Source organism: Rossellomorea sp. NPDC077527, assembly GCF_044542955.1.
Lineage (GTDB): Bacteria > Bacillota > Bacilli > Bacillales > Bacillaceae_B > Rossellomorea > Rossellomorea aquimaris_E.
Map to the genome: position 1 here is coordinate 40413 of NZ_JBITVL010000012.1, position 16596 is coordinate 57008.

The following is a 16596-nucleotide window of genomic DNA, read 5'->3' on the forward strand; positions in this document are numbered from 1 at the left end:
AAAGCGGAGGCGGATTGGTTAGTCCCGACAAGCATATGACGGGTAACCCGGCTCAGCCTAAAAATCAACACCTAACCAGTGTATGACATGCATAATTAAAATAGACCTTACAATTAGCGCATAAATTGCAAGGTCATTACAGGTTTTGTCGAACCTTCCTTATTCACTTTCCGTGGTTTTGTACGGCATACCCGTACGGAGGACACCCTTCGTCTCGATACCACCCAATCCTTTGTCCCCTGTCAATGTATTCCGGATGACATCCCACACATTTACAGAATCCTTAAATCCGGTAAAACAAATCTTCGCCACGATATACACCGGATCCAGGGCATGGATATTCACTCTCGAAGGAGAACTTGCAAAGTTGGCCCCTGCATGGATCAGGGATTCAAAGTGGGATTGACATGCGCCTGCGAATATCACAAGCTGATCCAAATGGGGGGATTTGCTACGGGCTTCCCTTACTGCTTGAACAAAATATTTTGAGTGTCGATAGGCATTGATGTCTCCCTTGGAACCTTTCGACTTTGAGTAGGCATCATGACCTGTCAATACGATAATATTCGGCCTATATTTATCAATAAGGGGTCCTATTTGTTGAGGCATCTCTGTTTCACTGCAGTGAACACCTTTTACCGGGACACCAATTTTTTCATAAAGATCTAGACACTTTCTTAAATAGCTGGGATCTCCATCAAGATGAAGCACTTTCCCCGGGACTTGGAAATAGTTATAATCGTCTCGATAAGCATTCGTCACCCTGTACTCCTGCTTATACTTGAGAAGCTCTATGTCCTGCCGGAACAGGTCAAGGGATTGTTCCTCCTTCGAACGAAACTCCTGTGTAATCCGATCCTGTTCTCTAGGGTCCATCTTCTTCAAATCATGAAAAGGAGCATCCGCTATCAATCGAAAATCTTCACCATACAGCACTGCCGTTTTAAGACCATCTATCATGCGGATATCTATTACCCTGAATAAAATATCACATTGATATGAAAGGCGACCTACGACATCATTGATTTCGATATTCACATCAGTCACTCCCATAGGCTAAGCATTGAGAAATCAAAAAAGGAAATCAACAAGCCGAGGAGGATCAGCATTCGCCCTACCCTTCTCCACCTTTTCCTTATCATCCATTGAGTAAATATTCCCTGTGATAACCTATGCATTGCTGGAATATTCGGTGTCAATAAAATGGGGTCGATGTTCAGTATTCGCGAACATAAAAAATGGCTAAACGATGTTTCACGTTTAGCCATTTACTGATTGTTACTTAAAATGCGGGTACAATGCATCGCTTAACCTGCCGAATTCTTGTATCGTCAGAGTTTCTCCACGGCGGGAAGGTTCTACCCCCGCAGTAGATAAAGCTTCCAGAATATAGTCTTTCTTCTCTTTTCCTTGAGGGAGCTGACTGGTTAAGTTATTCTGAATCGTTTTTCTTCTTTGGGCGAAAGAAGACCGTGTAACGGTAAAGAAGAAGTCTTCACTGATAACCTCAACTGGAGGCTTTTCACGCTTCGTTAATCGGATGACGGCAGAATCCACATTCGGCTGCGGCATAAAGACCGTTTTAGGGACAGTCATGACCATTTCAGCCTCTGTATAATACTGAATCGCGATGGAAAGGGAACCATATGCTTTTGTTCCGGGTTTAGCAGAAATACGGTCTCCTACTTCCTTCTGAAGCATGACACATATTCCCCTAATCGGGAGACGCTCCATCAATAATTTCAGAATGATGGGTGTTGTGACATAATACGGAAGGTTGGCTACCACCATAATATCGTCGAACCCTTCGAATTCTTTGTTTATGATGGATGCAACATCTGCCTCAAGGACATCTTCATTTATGATTTTCACGTTGTCATAAGGAGATAGCGTGTCATCCAGAATCGGTATCAGACGCTGATCGATTTCAAATGCCACAACTTTACCGGAAGTGCGGGCAAGATGTTCAGTCAGTGCTCCTATACCAGGTCCGATTTCAATGGCGGCCGTTTTCTCGGATAAGCCTGCATATTCTGTTATGTTCCGTAGGATATTGGGGTCAATCAAAAAGTTTTGACCAAGACTTTTTTTAAACGAAAAGCCATGCTTAGCAAGGATCTCTTTCGTCCGTATCGGGGTTGCGATATCTTTATGCATGTTCTTCCTCCTGAATGATTTCCATCAACGCTTTTTTAAATTCTTCCTTTTGGATATTAAACATCCGTAATCGTTTGTGCAGCTGTTTTCCATTAGTGTATCCGATTCTCAACTTCTCTCCAAGTGCTATTCTCCGGTCCTTGGACTGAGGGCTCCCGATCAAACCTGCATGAATTAAATCATCTTGCGTAATGACTTCCTCCTGCTCGGCATCCAGCACATGCGCTTCCTTCAAGGATTCACGGATGACCTCAGGGGTTGCATGCTCCACCCCGATTCCCCTGCCCGATTTCGGCAGCGCATCCTTTTTATGTACAAAGGCATGCTTACACCCAGGTACCGCTTCAGCCACAATCTTTCGGATCCGTTCTCCGGGGTAATCGGGATCCGTAAATATGATAACGCCCCTTTTTTCCTGAGCGTGTTTGATTTTCTCTATAGTAGCAGGCGACACGGCAGAACCATTCGTCTCGATCGTGTCTGCATTGACAGCCCGCTGTATGGCCACTGTATCATCTTTACCTTCTACTACGATGATTTCTTTTATTTTCATAATTCCTCCAAAAAAATTGAAACATTTCTGCTTTTTGTTTCGTCTAATAAATGAAGACCTAAAGTTATTATAACGGTTTTAACCAAATAATAAAAAAAAGCAGGAAAACTCCCTGCTCTTAGTTCAGTATTTTCACTTTGATGGTTTTTCTTCCCCAACGATAAGCGTCAGATTTTGACGAGAAGAACACATCGATTTTATTCCCTTTGATGGCTCCGCCTGTATCTGCTGCAACAGCATACCCATAACCTTCAACATACACTTTTGAACCTAAAGGAATGACGGAAGGATCCACTGCAATGACTTTTACATTTGGATTTGCTTTTAAATTGATGCCTGTAGCCGTATGGCCAGAGCATCCGTTACATGAAGCTGTATATGCGGTTGAACTGACATAGAATTCCCTTCCACCGCTTGGAGCGGCTGAAGCTGAGCTAGAGGAAGAACTTCCACGTGAAACCTGGGCCACCAAAACCTTTGTCCCGACATTGATGATTTTGTCCTGGCTTTCTTCCACCACTTTTTCACTAATCAACTTCCTGGAAACTTCTTTGCCGTTCTCTTTCACAATTTCGTATTTCTTTTCAATCTTTCCGTTTTTACCCTCTTGAACGACTTTCTCTTTCCCTTTTGAAAGGTCAGAATCCTTCTTGGAAATAACGGTGAAATTTTTTGTCTCTTCCACTACATCGGTGACTTTTTCAACTCGAACGACATTTACGACATCATTTGCTTTAACAACTTTGTCTAAACTTGGTTCAACACGGTCTGAATCTTTTAGTGTAATTCCTTGTTGCTTTAAAAAGTCAGCGACCGTAGTCGAAGTAGACCATACCTTTTGCCCTTTTCCACCGTTTACAAGCTTAAGTGAAAATGCGGTATCAATCTTTACATTCATGTTCCCTGTTACTTTTTCTGATAAGCTGGGTTGGACCTTATCATGTTCTCCTACTTTAATTTCATTTTCAGAGAGTAACTCTTTTACTGTATCAGCAGTGGTCCAGATCTTTTTCTCTTGACCGCCTACTGTAATTCCTACCTGTTTTGCCGGTTCCCAAATAATATTCATGTTATTTGAAACCTTCGTATTCCCCGAGGGGTACAAATAGTCTTCTGAGCGGGGTGAAATCTCTAATTCTTTTAATATATCTTGAATCGTGTTTGCATGCGTCCTAATCTCTTTTTGCTCGCCGTCTAAGGTCAATGCTACAGTGTTCTTCGATCCTTCGTAAAAAAGAATTCCAAATACAGCTGCAGATGTTACCAATGTTCCGATTGTAACAATCCATTTCCTTCGACTCAAAGACTTGGAAAACAGGCTTTTCATGGCTTTAAAGTTCATGAAAAACGCCTCCTTTTCTCGGAGTGATTATATAGAGTTATCCAGCGACTGTCAACCCTTACTTCTTCTAACTTAATCTAGCAAAATATTGCAACCCAGGGAACACAAAACATATTATGCAGAAAATGAAAGAAAAAGAAAAGAGAGAGTTATCGACACGTTTATCCTATGAAACAAGATTCCTATGTAGAACTATTTGTTTTCATTCACTATTTGGACAAGCTCTCTCAATTCTCGACAATAGTTGATGTCAATTTATGTTGAATAATTTTTTTGCATTTTCTGTTGTGATCTTTTCTACTTCTTCCAGCGACACTTCTTTCAGCTCGGCAATTTGTTCAGCCACAAGCTTGACGTAAGCCGGCTCATTCCTCTTTCCTCTATATGGGTGAGGAGCCAGGTAGGGACAATCGGTCTCAATCAAAAGTTTTTCCAAAGGGATTTCTTTTGCTACCTCTTTTGGTTTTTTTGCGTTCTTGAAGGTTACAGGACCACCAAGGGAAATATAGAAATTCATGTCCACACATTCTTGAGCGATTTCAGGGCTTCCACTGAAGCAGTGCATGATTCCTCCGACTTCCCCCGCTCCTTCTTCCCTCAGAATATCCACTATATCCTGTGTGGCATCACGGTTGTGAATCACGATCGGGAGCTTTACTTTCTTAGCTAGTTGAATCTGTTTTCGGAATACTTCTTTTTGAATATCTTTCGGTGATTTATCCCAGTGATAGTCAAGACCCATCTCTCCTATTGCCACCACTTTTTTGTGATGTGACAGTTCTTCTATCCAAGTTAAATCTTCATCCTTCATATCAATTGCATCCACTGGGTGCCAACCGATGCTGGCATATAAAAAATCATATTGCTCAATGAGCTCCATGGCCCGATTAATGGTAGGACGGTCAAAACCGACGACCACCATCTTTTCAACTCCAGCTTCTCTTGCTCTTGAAATTACCTCCTCGAGATCTTCGTCAAATTGTTCAGCATTCAAATGAACATGTGTATCAAATAGCATGTAAGACACTCCTTGTAATAAAGATAAGTTTAATATAAAAAAGCATGACAAGCATCACATTCATGTAACATTCATATTACATATTATGGTTTCTATGGATATTTTTTATTTAACCTGTTTCGTCTGCAGTTTGCTTTCATTCTAACCATTTCAGATGCAGAACCAAAACAATCTGCTTCTTTCTTATTAAATAATTATCCCAATATAATAATGCTGAACTAAGAACTTACTGTTATAAGGAAATTAATTATTTTAATATACTAAAGGGATGTTCCACGTGGAACATCCCTTTAACTTAAAAACATGTGAATGACTTATTTTACTTTTGTTCCGTTTGGTAAAGATTGATCAATCGATGCAAGAGACAGCGTTCCGTTCTCTTCTCCGGCAAGGATCATTCCTTGAGAAAGCTCTCCGCGAAGCTTTACCGGTTTCAAGTTCGTAACACAAATCACTTTTTTCCCTACCAATTCATCCGGCTGATAGAACTTAGCAATCCCTGATACTACTTGACGTTTTTCAAATCCAAGATCCAGTTGTAGCTTAAGAAGTTTATCAGCTTTTTTAACCGGTTCCGCTGAAATGACTTCGGCTACACGAAGCTCAACTTTCATGAAATCGTCAATTCCGATTTCTTCTGATTCTTCCTTTGCAGGAGCTTCTTTCTTCTCTTCTACAACAGGAGCAGAACCCTGCATTTTCTCTTTTATGAAATTCACTTCTTCTTGCAGTTCAAGACGAGGGAAGATTGGTTCCCCTTTCTTGACTACTTCGGTTCCTGCCGGTATGGCTCCAAAGCTCTCCAGACTCTCCCAAGTGTGCATTTTTTCGTCATGAAGATTCAGTTGCTCAAAAATCTTCTTAGGTGTTCTGGTCAAGAATGGTTGCAATAGTACGGCGACTCTGCGCAATGATTCAGCTAAGTGACTCATGACACTGCCAAGTTCTTCTTTCTTGCTTTCATCTTTCGCTAATGCCCAAGGCTGTGTTTCATCGATGTATTTATTCGTGCGGCTGATTAACTGCCAAAGACTCGACAGTGCCACTGAAAACTCCATATTTTCCATGGCAGATTCGTACTTCTTGACGGTTTCGGTATTCATATCCAGAAGGGCTTGGTCAAACTCCCCTTTGGAATCCACATAAGTCGGAATGACTCCATCAAAGTATTTATTAATCATGGCCACTGTTCGATTTAACAGATTCCCAAGATCATTTGCCAGGTCAAAGTTGATTCTCTCTACAAATCCTTCCGGTGTGAAGACCCCGTCCGATCCAAATGGTACTTCTCTTAACAGATAGTAACGAAGAGAATCAAGACCATAGCGATCGATAAGAGTAACGGGATCAACGACGTTCCCTTTAGACTTGGACATTTTTCCATCCTTCATCAGAAGCCAGCCGTGAGCGAATACCTTCTTAGGAAGTGGAAGATCTAAAGCCATCAGCATGATCGGCCAGTAAATCGTATGGAAACGGACAATCTCTTTCCCTACAAGATGTACATCGGCGGGCCAATATTTCAAGTAATTGGCATCATTTTCGCTGCCATATCCCAATGCAGTAATATAGTTAGAAAGAGCATCGATCCACACATAAATGACGTGCTTTGGATCTCCTGGCACTTTCACTCCCCAATCAAAGGTCGTACGTGAAACAGCCAAGTCTTCCAAACCAGGTTTAATGAAGTTGTTCACCATCTCATTCTTACGGGACTCAGGTTGAATGAACTCTGGGTTCTCTTCATAATAAGCCAGTAGTCGATCGACGTATTTACTCATCTTGAAGAAATACGATTCTTCCTTTACTTTTTCAACCGGGCGGCCACAATCCGGACAGTTCCCGTTTTCCAACTGTCTTTCAGTAAAGAAAGATTCACACGGTGTACAATACCACCCTTCATACTGATCAAGATAAATATCCCCTTGCTCAACAAGCTGATTGAAGATTTTTTCCACAATATCCTTATGACGCTTTTCCGTCGTCCGGATGAAGTCATCATAAGATATATCTAGTTTCCCCCAAAGGTCTTTGATTCCACTGACAATACCGTCTACGTATTCTTGAGGAGTGATTCCCTCTTCCTGAGCCTTTCTTTGAATCTTCTGTCCATGCTCGTCCGTACCTGTCAGATACATGACATCGAATCCACGCATTCTCTTATAACGGGCCATGGCATCACCTGCAACCGTGGTGTATGCATGTCCAATATGTAAATTTCCACTTGGATAATAAATCGGTGTTGTAATATAGAAGGTGTTTAATTTTTCTTCCACTTTCTGTTCCTCCTCTTTTTTAAATATACCCCCATAAAGCCAAAAAACCCTCCGAATGGTTTATAGCGGTATGTTTGTAATATACATCCAATTAAAAGACACTTACCTATCATCTTAACCTCTTATCTCATCAAAATATACCTAAAATAAAGGGTTTCTGCAACTAAACATTGCTAACAATCGATTATGTCGAATTACCCGTTGAACATTGTCGATTATTGTCGAATTAGAACTGATTATAAAGAAAATTCGACAAAATTTATTACTATTACATTCATTACAATAATATTCAATTGGTAATACAATTATTTACAACAAAGCGTAAAGCTTATTATATCAGTATTTGAACATCCATTTTTTATTAATAATTGTCAGATTTAATTATTGACGAGATACCTAATCGTTGGTATGATAGAAACAGTAAAAGAAATTTGTCGAATATTGACGAAATAGATAGAGATAAATCATTTTATTTGGAGGAGATTCTCAAATGAAGTCTACAGGTATTGTAAGAAAAGTTGATGAATTAGGCCGTGTCGTTATTCCTATCGAATTACGCCGTACACTAGGTATTGCAGAGAAAGATGCTTTGGAAATTTACGTGGATGACGAAAGAATCATCTTAAAGAAATACAAGCCAAGCATGACTTGCCAAATCACTGGTGAAGTTTCTGATGACAACATCAAGCTTGCTAACGGTAAATTAGTTCTTAGCCGTGAAGGTGCAGATCAATTACTGAAAGAAATCCAGGAATCATTACAATCAAAATAATTTGTTGTTACTATATCAAAAGCCTGAGTCACTCGACTCAGGCTTTTTTTTGATCATGTTGACTGATCTCTCTTTATTCGACGTGATAAGCTTGATACACTTCACGCTTTGGCAGGGATCGTTCTTTTGAAACTTGCTTGATGGCTTCTTTGGATGACAGGCTTTTTTCATTTACATAGTGGTCAACATGTTCCTGAAGAGAGAAGCTGCTCCACCACACCTCTTCATTTTCTTTATCCGTTGGTCCTGCTCCTTCGATCAATAAGCAGAATTCCCCGCGAACTTCCCCATCGTTTGCCCATTCCATGACTTCTTCAAGAGACCCGCGGATGAATTCCTCAAACTTTTTCGTGAGCTCGCGACAAATGACGATTTGCCTGTTCCCGAGAGCGGCATAGAGTTCTTTTAATGTTTCTTTTAATCTATGGGGTGATTCATATAGGATAAATGTCTCTTCCAAAGATTTGAGTGTTTCAAGTTCAGCTCGCTTATCCTTTTTTCCTCTGTGTAAAAAACCATAGAAATAAAATGGCTGCGGGGATAAGCCTGAAGCGATGAGAGCCGTAAGCGCTGCATTTGCACCAGGCAATGGAATCACCGCAATTTCATGATGAATGGCTTCTTTCACCAGTTCAAACCCAGGATCTGAGATGGATGGCATTCCTGCATCACTCACAAGGGCTACAAGCTCGCCTTTCTTCATCCGTTCAATCAGCTTCTGCCCGCTCGTTTCTTTATTATGCTCATGATAGCTAATGATCGGCGTATCAATTTCAAAGTAATTGCACAGTTTCTTCGTATTTCTTGTGTCTTCGGCTGCGATGACAGACGCTTCCTTCATCATGCGGATGGCACGGAACGTCATATCCTCTAAGTTCCCGATTGGTGTTGGAACGAGGTACAAGCTACCTTTATCACCATCCTGAAAACTTTTTTGCTGGTTCATTGTATCACTCACCTCCTGAATCACGTTTGTTGGTTTGTATCAGTATGTCCAAATAGCATATCATGTACTTCTTGGGAATACTGATTTTGATCATCATACACATATAATGGAGGAAGGATTTTTAGGTCTGGTTTCCCATCTTTTATTCCTTCAATTAATATCGTGTTGGCTTCTCTTCCCGGCTTCGGATAGACGAAGCGCAGCCGTTTCGGCTCAAGACGATGTTTCCTCATCAAGGATAAGATGTCCATCAATCGACCAGGCCGGTGCACAAAGGATGCTTTTCCTCCCTGCTTCAATAAGTAGCTTGAAGCTTTGATGGTATCTTCGAGACTACATAAGATTTCATGGCGGGCAATCGCATAGTGCTCATTCACATTTCGTTTATCTCCCGGTGGCGTATTGAAATAGGGAGGATTACAAGTGACCACATCGTAGTGGGAATGATGAAGAAGTTGATCAATCTCTTTAACATCCCCCAATTTCATCGTTATCTGATCTTGGCGAGCATTATACTCGACGCTTCTTTGGGCCATATCAAACAACCGCTCTTGGATTTCCACACCTGTAATGTGGACATTCGTTCTTGCACTAAGTAATAAAGGAATGATTCCGTTACCTGAACACAAGTCCACCACTTTTCCTTTATGAATAGGCAAGTAGCTGAAGTGGGCCAAAAGAACCGCATCTGTTGAAAATGAGAAAACAGATGGACTTTGGATGATCCTCATATTCTCAGCTAATAAATAATCTAAGCGTTCATCTTCTTTTAACTCGACCATCGGTTTCCTCCATATTTCTTCTATTATATGTGTTTTGCTTTTCGATTTGTCCAGCTCCAGGGGCTTGGGGCTCGAGGTCTTAAGCCAATTAACCCAAAAAGGCAAAGAACGCCTTTCCGGGTTACTCGTCTTAAGCTTGTCGCCCCAGTACGAGCCCCTTCCGCTTTTCGATTGTCCAGCTCCGGCGGCTAGCCCCTCGAGGTCATAAGTTAAAGTGACCGAAAAGGCACAGAACGCCTTTCCTGCCACTTCATCTTATGCTTGTCGGGCCTGACCAAGCCGCCTACGCTTTTCGAATAAAAAGGACCAATCCCACTAGACATGGATCAGTCCTTCTTGTGATTTGTATGCTGTTTCGGGAGGATGAGGTGCTCCTCTATTTCTTGTTTAAGAAAGAAAGGCAGAATAAGCAGTCTTCATCCTTCCGGGGACTTCCGAAATGTATGTTACAAATATGAAATCCTTCCTGGTATAATCGGGCTAGATTGTCATAGCCTTCTCCGATATCCAGTGTTTTATCTTCTAAGTCTATGTCTGACTCACTCGTCGTACCCGCATCGCTGTTTTTTTGTACCTTTTTAGGTGAGTTCTCTGTTTGTTCCAGTCTACGGCGCAAATGCTCATTTTCAAGCTTCAAAGAGTTATTCTCCTCTAACATCTCAGCTAGGCATTGTTTGAGCTCACCCAATTGATGATATAAATGACCAATTTGTTGTTCCATGTTACTGACTGAATCAAAGAACTCTTTCTTATCCACGACACTACACCCCGTTACTCTGTGGCTTGGAATGATACGGCACCCTCGTTCATAATTTCATCTAATGTAAATTCCAGAACCCGTTCTTCTTCTTTGATTTCTACCTGAAGAATACGCTCAAGAATATTAAGACCTACCACTTTACCTTTCCCATTAGGTGTCTTAATCACTTCTCCGATATCAGGTAATTCTTCTTTTGCTGCTTCATATTCGTCGTTCTCATATTTCAGACAGCACATTAAACGTCCGCATAAACCTGAAATCTTCGTTGGATTAAGAGATAGATTTTGATCCTTCGCCATCTTTATGGATACAGGTTCAAAATCCCCTAAAAAGGTTGAACAACATAGCATGCGGCCACAAGGACCAATACCACCCAGCATTTTTGCTTCGTCACGAACGCCAATCTGACGAAGTTCAATACGCGTACGGAAAATGGAGGCCAGATCTTTCACCAGCTCCCGGAAATCAACACGTCCATCAGCCGTAAAATAGAATATGACTTTATTACGATCGAATGTATATTCTACATCTACCAATTTCATATCTAATTGATGCTGATTAATTTTATCACAACATACGTTATAGGCTTCCGTTGCAGACGACTTGTTCTCATCTACAATCAAACGATCCTTTTGATCTGCGATCCGGATCACTTTTTTCAAAGGAAGCACTACATCGTTTTCTCCGACTTGCTTTCTCTCTACGACTACTTTACCGAATTCGACTCCGCGAACGGTTTCAACGATTACATAGCAATCTTTTTGAATGTCCAGTTCACCGGGATCGAAATAATAGATTTTACCCGCTTTTTTAAAGCGAACTCCTACAACATCGTACAAAGGACCATCACCCCTGCAGTTTTAGCATAAGCTGTTCTACTAGCAGCTGCGAATTCATATTGGCGTTTAATTTGCGTTTTGCTTCAAGGATCACCGTCATATTAGTAGAAAGACGATTGGTTGATACTTGAAGTGCGTTTGATTTCCAGTTTTCCTTTTGGTCCGGGTACACGAGCTGTTCTTCTTTTCCCAGCTGGATATGAAGTAAGTCTTTATATATTAGAAGTAAAAGATCCAAAGCTCGATCGACTTGATCTTTTTCTTTGAAGTGCTGTACAAAATCCTCTTGTATTTTGACCATTGCTTGGAAGGGACTTTTTTGGAGGACTTCATATAATTTTAACACTATTATTCTTGCTTGTGCAAACCACTCATTTTGACATATTTCTACAGCTTCCTCATAATGATTGGTTAAGTTTGCTGCGAGAGTGGCAAAATGTGGTTGTATTCCTTCTTCCATTAATTGTTTCGTCAGTTGTTCTTTCGGTAACGGCTTAAATGAAATCGTCTGGCACCTTGAAAGGATCGTAGGCAAGATCCTATGAATATTCTCAGTGATCAGAATCGCGGTTGTATCCGCTAACGGTTCTTCAAGAAACTTTAGTAGGCTATTAGCCGCATTAGCTGTCATTTTATCTCCATGGACAATGATGTAAATCTTCTTCTTGGATTCTACACCCGTCTTCGAGAATTCTTCTTGCAGACTTTTAATTTGGTCCTTCTTTATGGATAGACCATCAGGCTCGACGATATGGAGATCCGGATGATTTCCGTGATTAATTCTTTTACAGTTGTTGCACTCTTCACACGGCTTACCGTCCACCCGGTTCAGGCAAAGCAGTGCTTTGGCGAACAGGATGCTCATTTCTTTCTTTCGTGTCCCTTTTTCACCCTCAAATAAATAAGCATGAGCGACACGATCCTTCAATATACTATTCTGCAGCATCTGAAGGACGACGGGCTGAAATGGTTGTATCTCTTCAAACAACATGTCTTAACATCACTCTCTTACATATAAAGATTAATAAGGAGACCTTTTATTTCCCCGATCTTTCCTAATATATCAATGGATTTCTTCTCTTTATCCAACACATCTTCAGTTAAACCAACAAGATGCTGATCAACTGTTTCGACGATATTTAGCTTTCGTCCCTCTCCATACTGATTCCATGTATGGGATTGCTTCAAGTCCATTCCAAAATCAACGGCTTCCCGCACAAACTTCTTGACCAATGTTTTATACTTGGCAAGATCTTTGAACGTCCTGGACTTTGCTAAACGGCTTCCGGCATCTTCTATCGTCACAAGAAGCTTATTGAGCTGGTCCATCTGCATCTTCTGATCATGCTTCTGAACAAGCTGCCCGAACTTGACTTGACCAGAATTGACAGATCTCTGGTCTTTCGCGACATTATCTAAAGACACACGGTGGTCTTGGTTAATTTTCATACGTTGAACCTCACTTTAGAACTGATGAAACTGATCGACAGGGAGAACGAAAACCGTTGCTCCACCTACAGCCACTTCAACAGGATAAGGCACATAAGAATCTGCATTTCCTCCCATAGGGGATACAGGTGCCACCATTTGGTCACGGGACTGACAATTTTCTTTAATGACCTGTAACGCCTTCTCCACACGGATATCCTCCGTACCAATAATGAATGTGGTATTACCGGACTTCAAAAACCCACCGGTACTCGCTAATTTTGTCGAACGAAAATTATGTTCCATCAGGGCATTAGACAAACGATTGCTATCTTTATCCTGCACAACTGCCATAATTACCTTCATGAATGATTCCTCCGTTATAAAGCCATTTACTTCCTTCTATTATATCATTGAAAGGACTCCAATGCTTCATCTAAAAAAGAGACGGACTTCTTAGCATAGATGTTTGCTTAGAAGTCCGTCCTCTTATTCTCTTACTTGTTCAAGTAACCCGTCACGATTTCATATGCATCCGCTAACACGGCTTCCTTACCCTTACTCGCATCGATGACCTGGATACGATCCGGATACTGTTCGATTAACTTCTGATATCCATCCCAGACACGGGTATGAAAATCCATTGATTCCAGATCTAAACGATTCACTTCTCTACCATTATGTTTAGCAATTCTCTTTAACCCTTCTTCAGGATCGATATCAAAGTAAAGCGTTAAATCCGGCATTCTATCCTCAATCGCAAATTGATTGATATTCATGACTTCTTCCATCCCGATTCCACGGGCATTCCCCTGGTACGCGAGGGAGCTGTCAATGAAGCGATCACAAATGACGACCTTTCCTTCGTTAAGGGCCGGGATCACCTTCTCCACCAGATGCTGCCGTCTCGCAGCGGCATATAACAGAGCTTCCGTCCGCATATCCATTTCGGTATTGTCTGTATTTAATATGACTTTCCTTATCTGCTCGGCAATTGAAATGCCCCCAGGTTCCCTCGTCTGAACAACATCCAATCCATCCTGCTTCAGTTGTTGATATAACTCTGATAATATCGTTGATTTCCCGGCTCCCTCGGGGCCTTCAACGGTAATGAACAATCCTTTTGTCATCTATTTCCCTCCGCTTATCGATACACAAACACACAGCGGTCAACCAAACGATGATGACCTTGTATATTTGCCTTATTCACTATATACTCATTTAACCGCCAGATTACCTCGGCTGAGATCCTTTCACCAGGTACCAACAGAGGAATTCCTGGTGGATAAGGCGTCACCATTCCAGCCGAAATCTCACCTTCCGCCTCATCCAGTGAAACAAGGACTTCCGTCTTCGCGTCCATTTCCTCAAGCGCCAACTCTAAGGTGGAGAAGTGGGATTCCCTTACTGAATGCTTTGGACGTATGACCGGGCTCACCTCTACAACCGGTGCATTCTCAAGCGCCCTGGATATCCTTTTGACCGCCTCTTCGTATGGAAACGAAAGTCCCCTCTTTACAAGAGGAAGGATCAGTAATACTTGTGAAGGATCAGCAAGTTCAGGGAAAATCCCTTCTGACTCTAGCCATTCCTGCAGCACATATCCCGTCCGTCCCTCAAGCTTCAAGATAAGCTTTAAGGGATCATGTGACTGTTCAATGATCAGCTGAGGATGAATCTCCTCGAGTGCTTGCAAAAAACCGCTGACGTCCTGAAGCGTTTGATCCAAATCTTCTTTAGAAAACGTCCCGACATATGATCTCGCATAATCAAGCGATGCCATAATCGGATACGACGGACTACTTGATTGTAGCATAGCTAAATACTCTTTTACCTTACGCCCATTCACCCGATTACTTCCAATATGTAAATACGACCCCATCGTCATGGCCGGAAGCATCTTATGTGCCGATTGAATCACAATATCTGCCCCACAATCCAAAGCAGTCTCAGGAAAAGGTGTGCCCAAAGTAAAATGAGCACCGTGGGCCTCATCAATGATACACGTGACATCGTATTTATGTAACTCTTCCATTATCTTTCTAATATTATAGGCATATCCATAATAAGTCGGATACGTCAGTACACATGCTTTCACATGCGGGAACGCCAACAGCGCCTTCTTCACGGAATCAAACCGAACACCAAGGGAAGTCCCTGCCTGATCCCACTCTGTTTCGATGAATACCGGAACAGCCCGGGCAAGTTTGATACCGTTCAACACTGACTTATGACAGTTCCGTTGAACAAACACCATATCCCCAGGTTCACAGGAAGAAAGAATCGCCGCGATATTCCCGACTGTACTCCCATTCACCAAAAAATAACTCTTCAATGAACCATATACATCCGCAAGCATGTCCTCAGCTTCCGCTATCGCCCCATGCGGATCATGTAAATCATCCAGTCCGCTTAACTCTGTAAGATCCCCTTGATAAAAAGAATGATTTCCCATCATCATTAATCCGTTCTTATGCCCCGGCACATGAAATGAAATAGGGTTAACGGACCGATGTCCTTCTATCGCTTCAATAAGCGGGGTTCGTGTATGATCTCGCTTCATTCAACGTATCTCCTCAATAAAAATATCCATACATATCGTATCACACCCGTGCTCCTCAATGGGCTGGATAATTCAAATCTTATCGATTGTAAACGTATGAACCTAGGAAACTGGCAATATTGACAAAAAAAATCATAACCATGTATACATTCTGGTTATGAGTAGATTTGAGGAGTATTCACTTTTTTCAGCCTTTGAATAAACGTTTTATACAAAGGATCATTCGTTTCTGTATGAACCATTTCATTCTCACATTCTGTGCAGATAAACGATGTGTATAGATGGATTCCAACCTTCTTCTCAACGTGACATACGATACACTCTTCCAAAGCAGCCTTACGCTCCATAGGGCTCTCCACCTCCATACAATCAATTCTGCCTCAAAACCACTAATTGTATACATAATTTTAAACATTTAAACTGACAGAATAATCAAGTGTACTCTAATCTTATGTAACTGTCACCATGTCTGTGTATGTCTCTCTAAAAAAGATTGTGAAAAGATGTTGGCATATTGGTGGCACGCCTTGATAATGTTTTAGATTGGGAGAGGGGAATGTGTTGATTTTGTTGGTTGGGGTATGAGTAGGGGATCTGGTGGTAAACGGGGAGATTAAGATGGAAATCTGGAGAAAATAAGGTCATTTCGAGCAAGTTCAGAGCAGAGTTGACGGGGAAATGAGCTTTTTGAGGACTTTTGCTGGGAAGTTGTAACATTAGAATGGACTGGCTTGGTGAGGAATGCGTCTTTCTTATCTTTTTTGCGTCGTTTTCGGAGGGAATTGCGTCACTTTTTTGTTATATGCGTCTTTTACCAATTTTCACCTAATACGAAACATCAGCTACTTCTTTCCAATAATAAAAAAGAGTAACTCACAATGAGCGGCGAATCTCTTCGTCCGCTTCACTCATTCAGATCCTCGTGTGGAAGCCTGAACGAAGGTCTTCACTCCCTCGTGTCCTCGACCTTCTTGCCCCTCCCTACCCTCACAGTGCGTCCAATGAGAATGAAACAAAACCAATGGTTCTTCGAACTTCAAACCAACAAAAAAAGAGTAACTCCAATGAGCTACTCTTTTCACATATTGCCTGGCGACGTCCTACTCTCACAGGGGGAGATCCCCCAACTACCATCGGCGCTGAAGAGCTTAACTTCCGTG

At 41.6% G+C, this 16596-nt stretch carries 17 protein-coding genes and 1 rRNA gene; 1 reads left to right on the plus strand and 17 read right to left on the minus strand.

The window, feature by feature from the left end; translation table 11 throughout:
• Positions 1 to 159 precede the first annotated feature (159 nt).
• From yabG to metG, 6 genes are all read right to left on the minus strand, one after another.
• The gene (gene yabG, locus ACIGG7_RS22835) at positions 160 to 1038 is read right to left on the minus strand and encodes a sporulation peptidase YabG (RefSeq protein WP_224945578.1); all 879 of its coding nucleotides are present in this window, start codon (positions 1036 to 1038) and stop codon (positions 160 to 162) included.
• Between the two features lie 240 nt (positions 1039 to 1278).
• Complete coding sequence (gene rsmA, locus ACIGG7_RS22840; RefSeq protein ID WP_397551113.1) at positions 1279 to 2157, minus strand: 16S rRNA (adenine(1518)-N(6)/adenine(1519)-N(6))-dimethyltransferase RsmA; 879 nt, start codon at positions 2155 to 2157, stop codon at positions 1279 to 1281.
• Complete coding sequence (rnmV, locus tag ACIGG7_RS22845; RefSeq protein WP_224945582.1) at positions 2150 to 2710, minus strand: ribonuclease M5; 561 nt, start codon at positions 2708 to 2710, stop codon at positions 2150 to 2152. Before rnmV ends, rsmA begins: the two co-directional genes overlap by 8 nt.
• Before the next feature lie 118 nt (positions 2711 to 2828).
• On the minus strand, positions 2829 to 4052 hold the full coding sequence (locus tag ACIGG7_RS22850; RefSeq protein ID WP_397551114.1) for a ubiquitin-like domain-containing protein: 1224 nt from the start codon (positions 4050 to 4052) through the stop codon (positions 2829 to 2831).
• A 250-nt stretch (positions 4053 to 4302) separates the two neighbouring features.
• Positions 4303 to 5070 carry a TatD family hydrolase gene (locus ACIGG7_RS22855; RefSeq protein WP_224945585.1) on the minus strand — a complete coding sequence of 256 codons (768 nt, stop codon included), beginning with the start codon at positions 5068 to 5070 and terminating at the stop codon, positions 4303 to 4305.
• 314 nt (positions 5071 to 5384) lie between these two features.
• On the minus strand, positions 5385 to 7403 hold the full coding sequence (metG, locus tag ACIGG7_RS22860) for a methionine--tRNA ligase (RefSeq protein ID WP_224945600.1): 2019 nt from the start codon (positions 7401 to 7403) through the stop codon (positions 5385 to 5387).
• Positions 7404 to 7836: 433 nt separating this feature from the next.
• Here metG and ACIGG7_RS22865 point away from each other — a divergent pair, with 433 nt between their 5' ends.
• The gene (locus tag ACIGG7_RS22865; RefSeq protein ID WP_034762946.1) at positions 7837 to 8118 is read left to right on the plus strand and encodes a transition state genes transcriptional regulator AbrB; all 282 of its coding nucleotides are present in this window, start codon (positions 7837 to 7839) and stop codon (positions 8116 to 8118) included.
• A gap of 73 nt (positions 8119 to 8191) precedes the next feature.
• Here ACIGG7_RS22865 and rsmI read toward each other — a convergent pair whose 3' ends face one another.
• From rsmI to rrf, 11 genes are all read right to left on the minus strand, one after another.
• Positions 8192 to 9064: a 16S rRNA (cytidine(1402)-2'-O)-methyltransferase gene (rsmI, locus tag ACIGG7_RS22870; protein ID WP_224945587.1), complete on the minus strand. Its 873-nt coding sequence runs from the start codon at positions 9062 to 9064 to the stop codon at positions 8192 to 8194.
• A gap of 20 nt (positions 9065 to 9084) precedes the next feature.
• The gene (locus ACIGG7_RS22875) at positions 9085 to 9846 is read right to left on the minus strand and encodes a tRNA1(Val) (adenine(37)-N6)-methyltransferase (protein ID WP_224945588.1); all 762 of its coding nucleotides are present in this window, start codon (positions 9844 to 9846) and stop codon (positions 9085 to 9087) included.
• Between the two features lie 376 nt (positions 9847 to 10222).
• Positions 10223 to 10603, minus strand: coding sequence for a DNA replication initiation control protein YabA (yabA, locus tag ACIGG7_RS22880; protein ID WP_224945589.1), 381 nt, complete (start codon positions 10601 to 10603; stop codon positions 10223 to 10225).
• Positions 10604 to 10617: 14 nt separating this feature from the next.
• A complete protein-coding gene (locus ACIGG7_RS22885; protein ID WP_219170339.1) occupies positions 10618 to 11445 on the minus strand; it encodes a PSP1 domain-containing protein in 828 nt (275 codons plus the stop codon).
• A 7-nt stretch (positions 11446 to 11452) separates the two neighbouring features.
• Positions 11453 to 12436 carry a DNA polymerase III subunit delta' gene (gene holB / locus ACIGG7_RS22890; RefSeq protein WP_224945590.1) on the minus strand — a complete coding sequence of 328 codons (984 nt, stop codon included), beginning with the start codon at positions 12434 to 12436 and terminating at the stop codon, positions 11453 to 11455.
• A 17-nt stretch (positions 12437 to 12453) separates the two neighbouring features.
• Positions 12454 to 12894, minus strand: a complete 441-nt coding sequence (locus ACIGG7_RS22895; protein WP_224945592.1) for a YaaR family protein — start codon at positions 12892 to 12894, stop codon at positions 12454 to 12456.
• 15 nt (positions 12895 to 12909) lie between these two features.
• Positions 12910 to 13239, minus strand: a complete 330-nt coding sequence (locus ACIGG7_RS22900; protein ID WP_224945593.1) for a cyclic-di-AMP receptor — start codon at positions 13237 to 13239, stop codon at positions 12910 to 12912.
• Positions 13240 to 13370: 131 nt separating this feature from the next.
• Positions 13371 to 14003 (minus strand): dTMP kinase, encoded by a 633-nt coding sequence (gene tmk, locus ACIGG7_RS22905; RefSeq protein ID WP_397551115.1) that lies wholly within the window; start codon positions 14001 to 14003, stop codon positions 13371 to 13373.
• A gap of 14 nt (positions 14004 to 14017) precedes the next feature.
• On the minus strand, positions 14018 to 15436 hold the full coding sequence (locus tag ACIGG7_RS22910) for an aminotransferase class I/II-fold pyridoxal phosphate-dependent enzyme (RefSeq protein WP_397551116.1): 1419 nt from the start codon (positions 15434 to 15436) through the stop codon (positions 14018 to 14020).
• Between the two features lie 155 nt (positions 15437 to 15591).
• A complete protein-coding gene (locus ACIGG7_RS22915; RefSeq protein WP_224945596.1) occupies positions 15592 to 15783 on the minus strand; it encodes a sigma factor G inhibitor Gin in 192 nt (63 codons plus the stop codon).
• A gap of 740 nt (positions 15784 to 16523) precedes the next feature.
• Positions 16524 to 16596: ribosomal RNA gene (gene rrf / locus ACIGG7_RS23745) — 5S ribosomal RNA — on the minus strand; the annotation flags it as partial.

Coding starts and splice junctions, on each gene's coding strand:
- rsmA (WP_397551113.1), bottom strand. CDS start 2,157: ATGCATAAAGATATCGCAACCCCGATACGGACGAAAGAGATCCTTGCT.
- rnmV (WP_224945582.1), bottom strand. CDS start 2,710: ATGAAAATAAAAGAAATCATCGTAGTAGAAGGTAAAGATGATACAGTG.
- ACIGG7_RS22850 (WP_397551114.1), bottom strand. CDS start 4,052: ATGAACTTTAAAGCCATGAAAAGCCTGTTTTCCAAGTCTTTGAGTCGA.
- ACIGG7_RS22855 (WP_224945585.1), bottom strand. CDS start 5,070: ATGCTATTTGATACACATGTTCATTTGAATGCTGAACAATTTGACGAA.
- ACIGG7_RS22865 (WP_034762946.1), top strand. CDS start 7,837: ATGAAGTCTACAGGTATTGTAAGAAAAGTTGATGAATTAGGCCGTGTC.
- rsmI (WP_224945587.1), bottom strand. CDS start 9,064: ATGAACCAGCAAAAAAGTTTTCAGGATGGTGATAAAGGTAGCTTGTAC.
- ACIGG7_RS22875 (WP_224945588.1), bottom strand. CDS start 9,846: ATGGTCGAGTTAAAAGAAGATGAACGCTTAGATTATTTATTAGCTGAG.
- holB (WP_224945590.1), bottom strand. CDS start 12,436: ATGTTGTTTGAAGAGATACAACCATTTCAGCCCGTCGTCCTTCAGATG.
- ACIGG7_RS22895 (WP_224945592.1), bottom strand. CDS start 12,894: ATGAAAATTAACCAAGACCACCGTGTGTCTTTAGATAATGTCGCGAAA.
- ACIGG7_RS22900 (WP_224945593.1), bottom strand. CDS start 13,239: ATGAAGGTAATTATGGCAGTTGTGCAGGATAAAGATAGCAATCGTTTG.
- tmk (WP_397551115.1), bottom strand. CDS start 14,003: ATGACAAAAGGATTGTTCATTACCGTTGAAGGCCCCGAGGGAGCCGGG.
- ACIGG7_RS22910 (WP_397551116.1), bottom strand. CDS start 15,436: ATGAAGCGAGATCATACACGAACCCCGCTTATTGAAGCGATAGAAGGA.
- ACIGG7_RS22915 (WP_224945596.1), bottom strand. CDS start 15,783: ATGGAGCGTAAGGCTGCTTTGGAAGAGTGTATCGTATGTCACGTTGAG.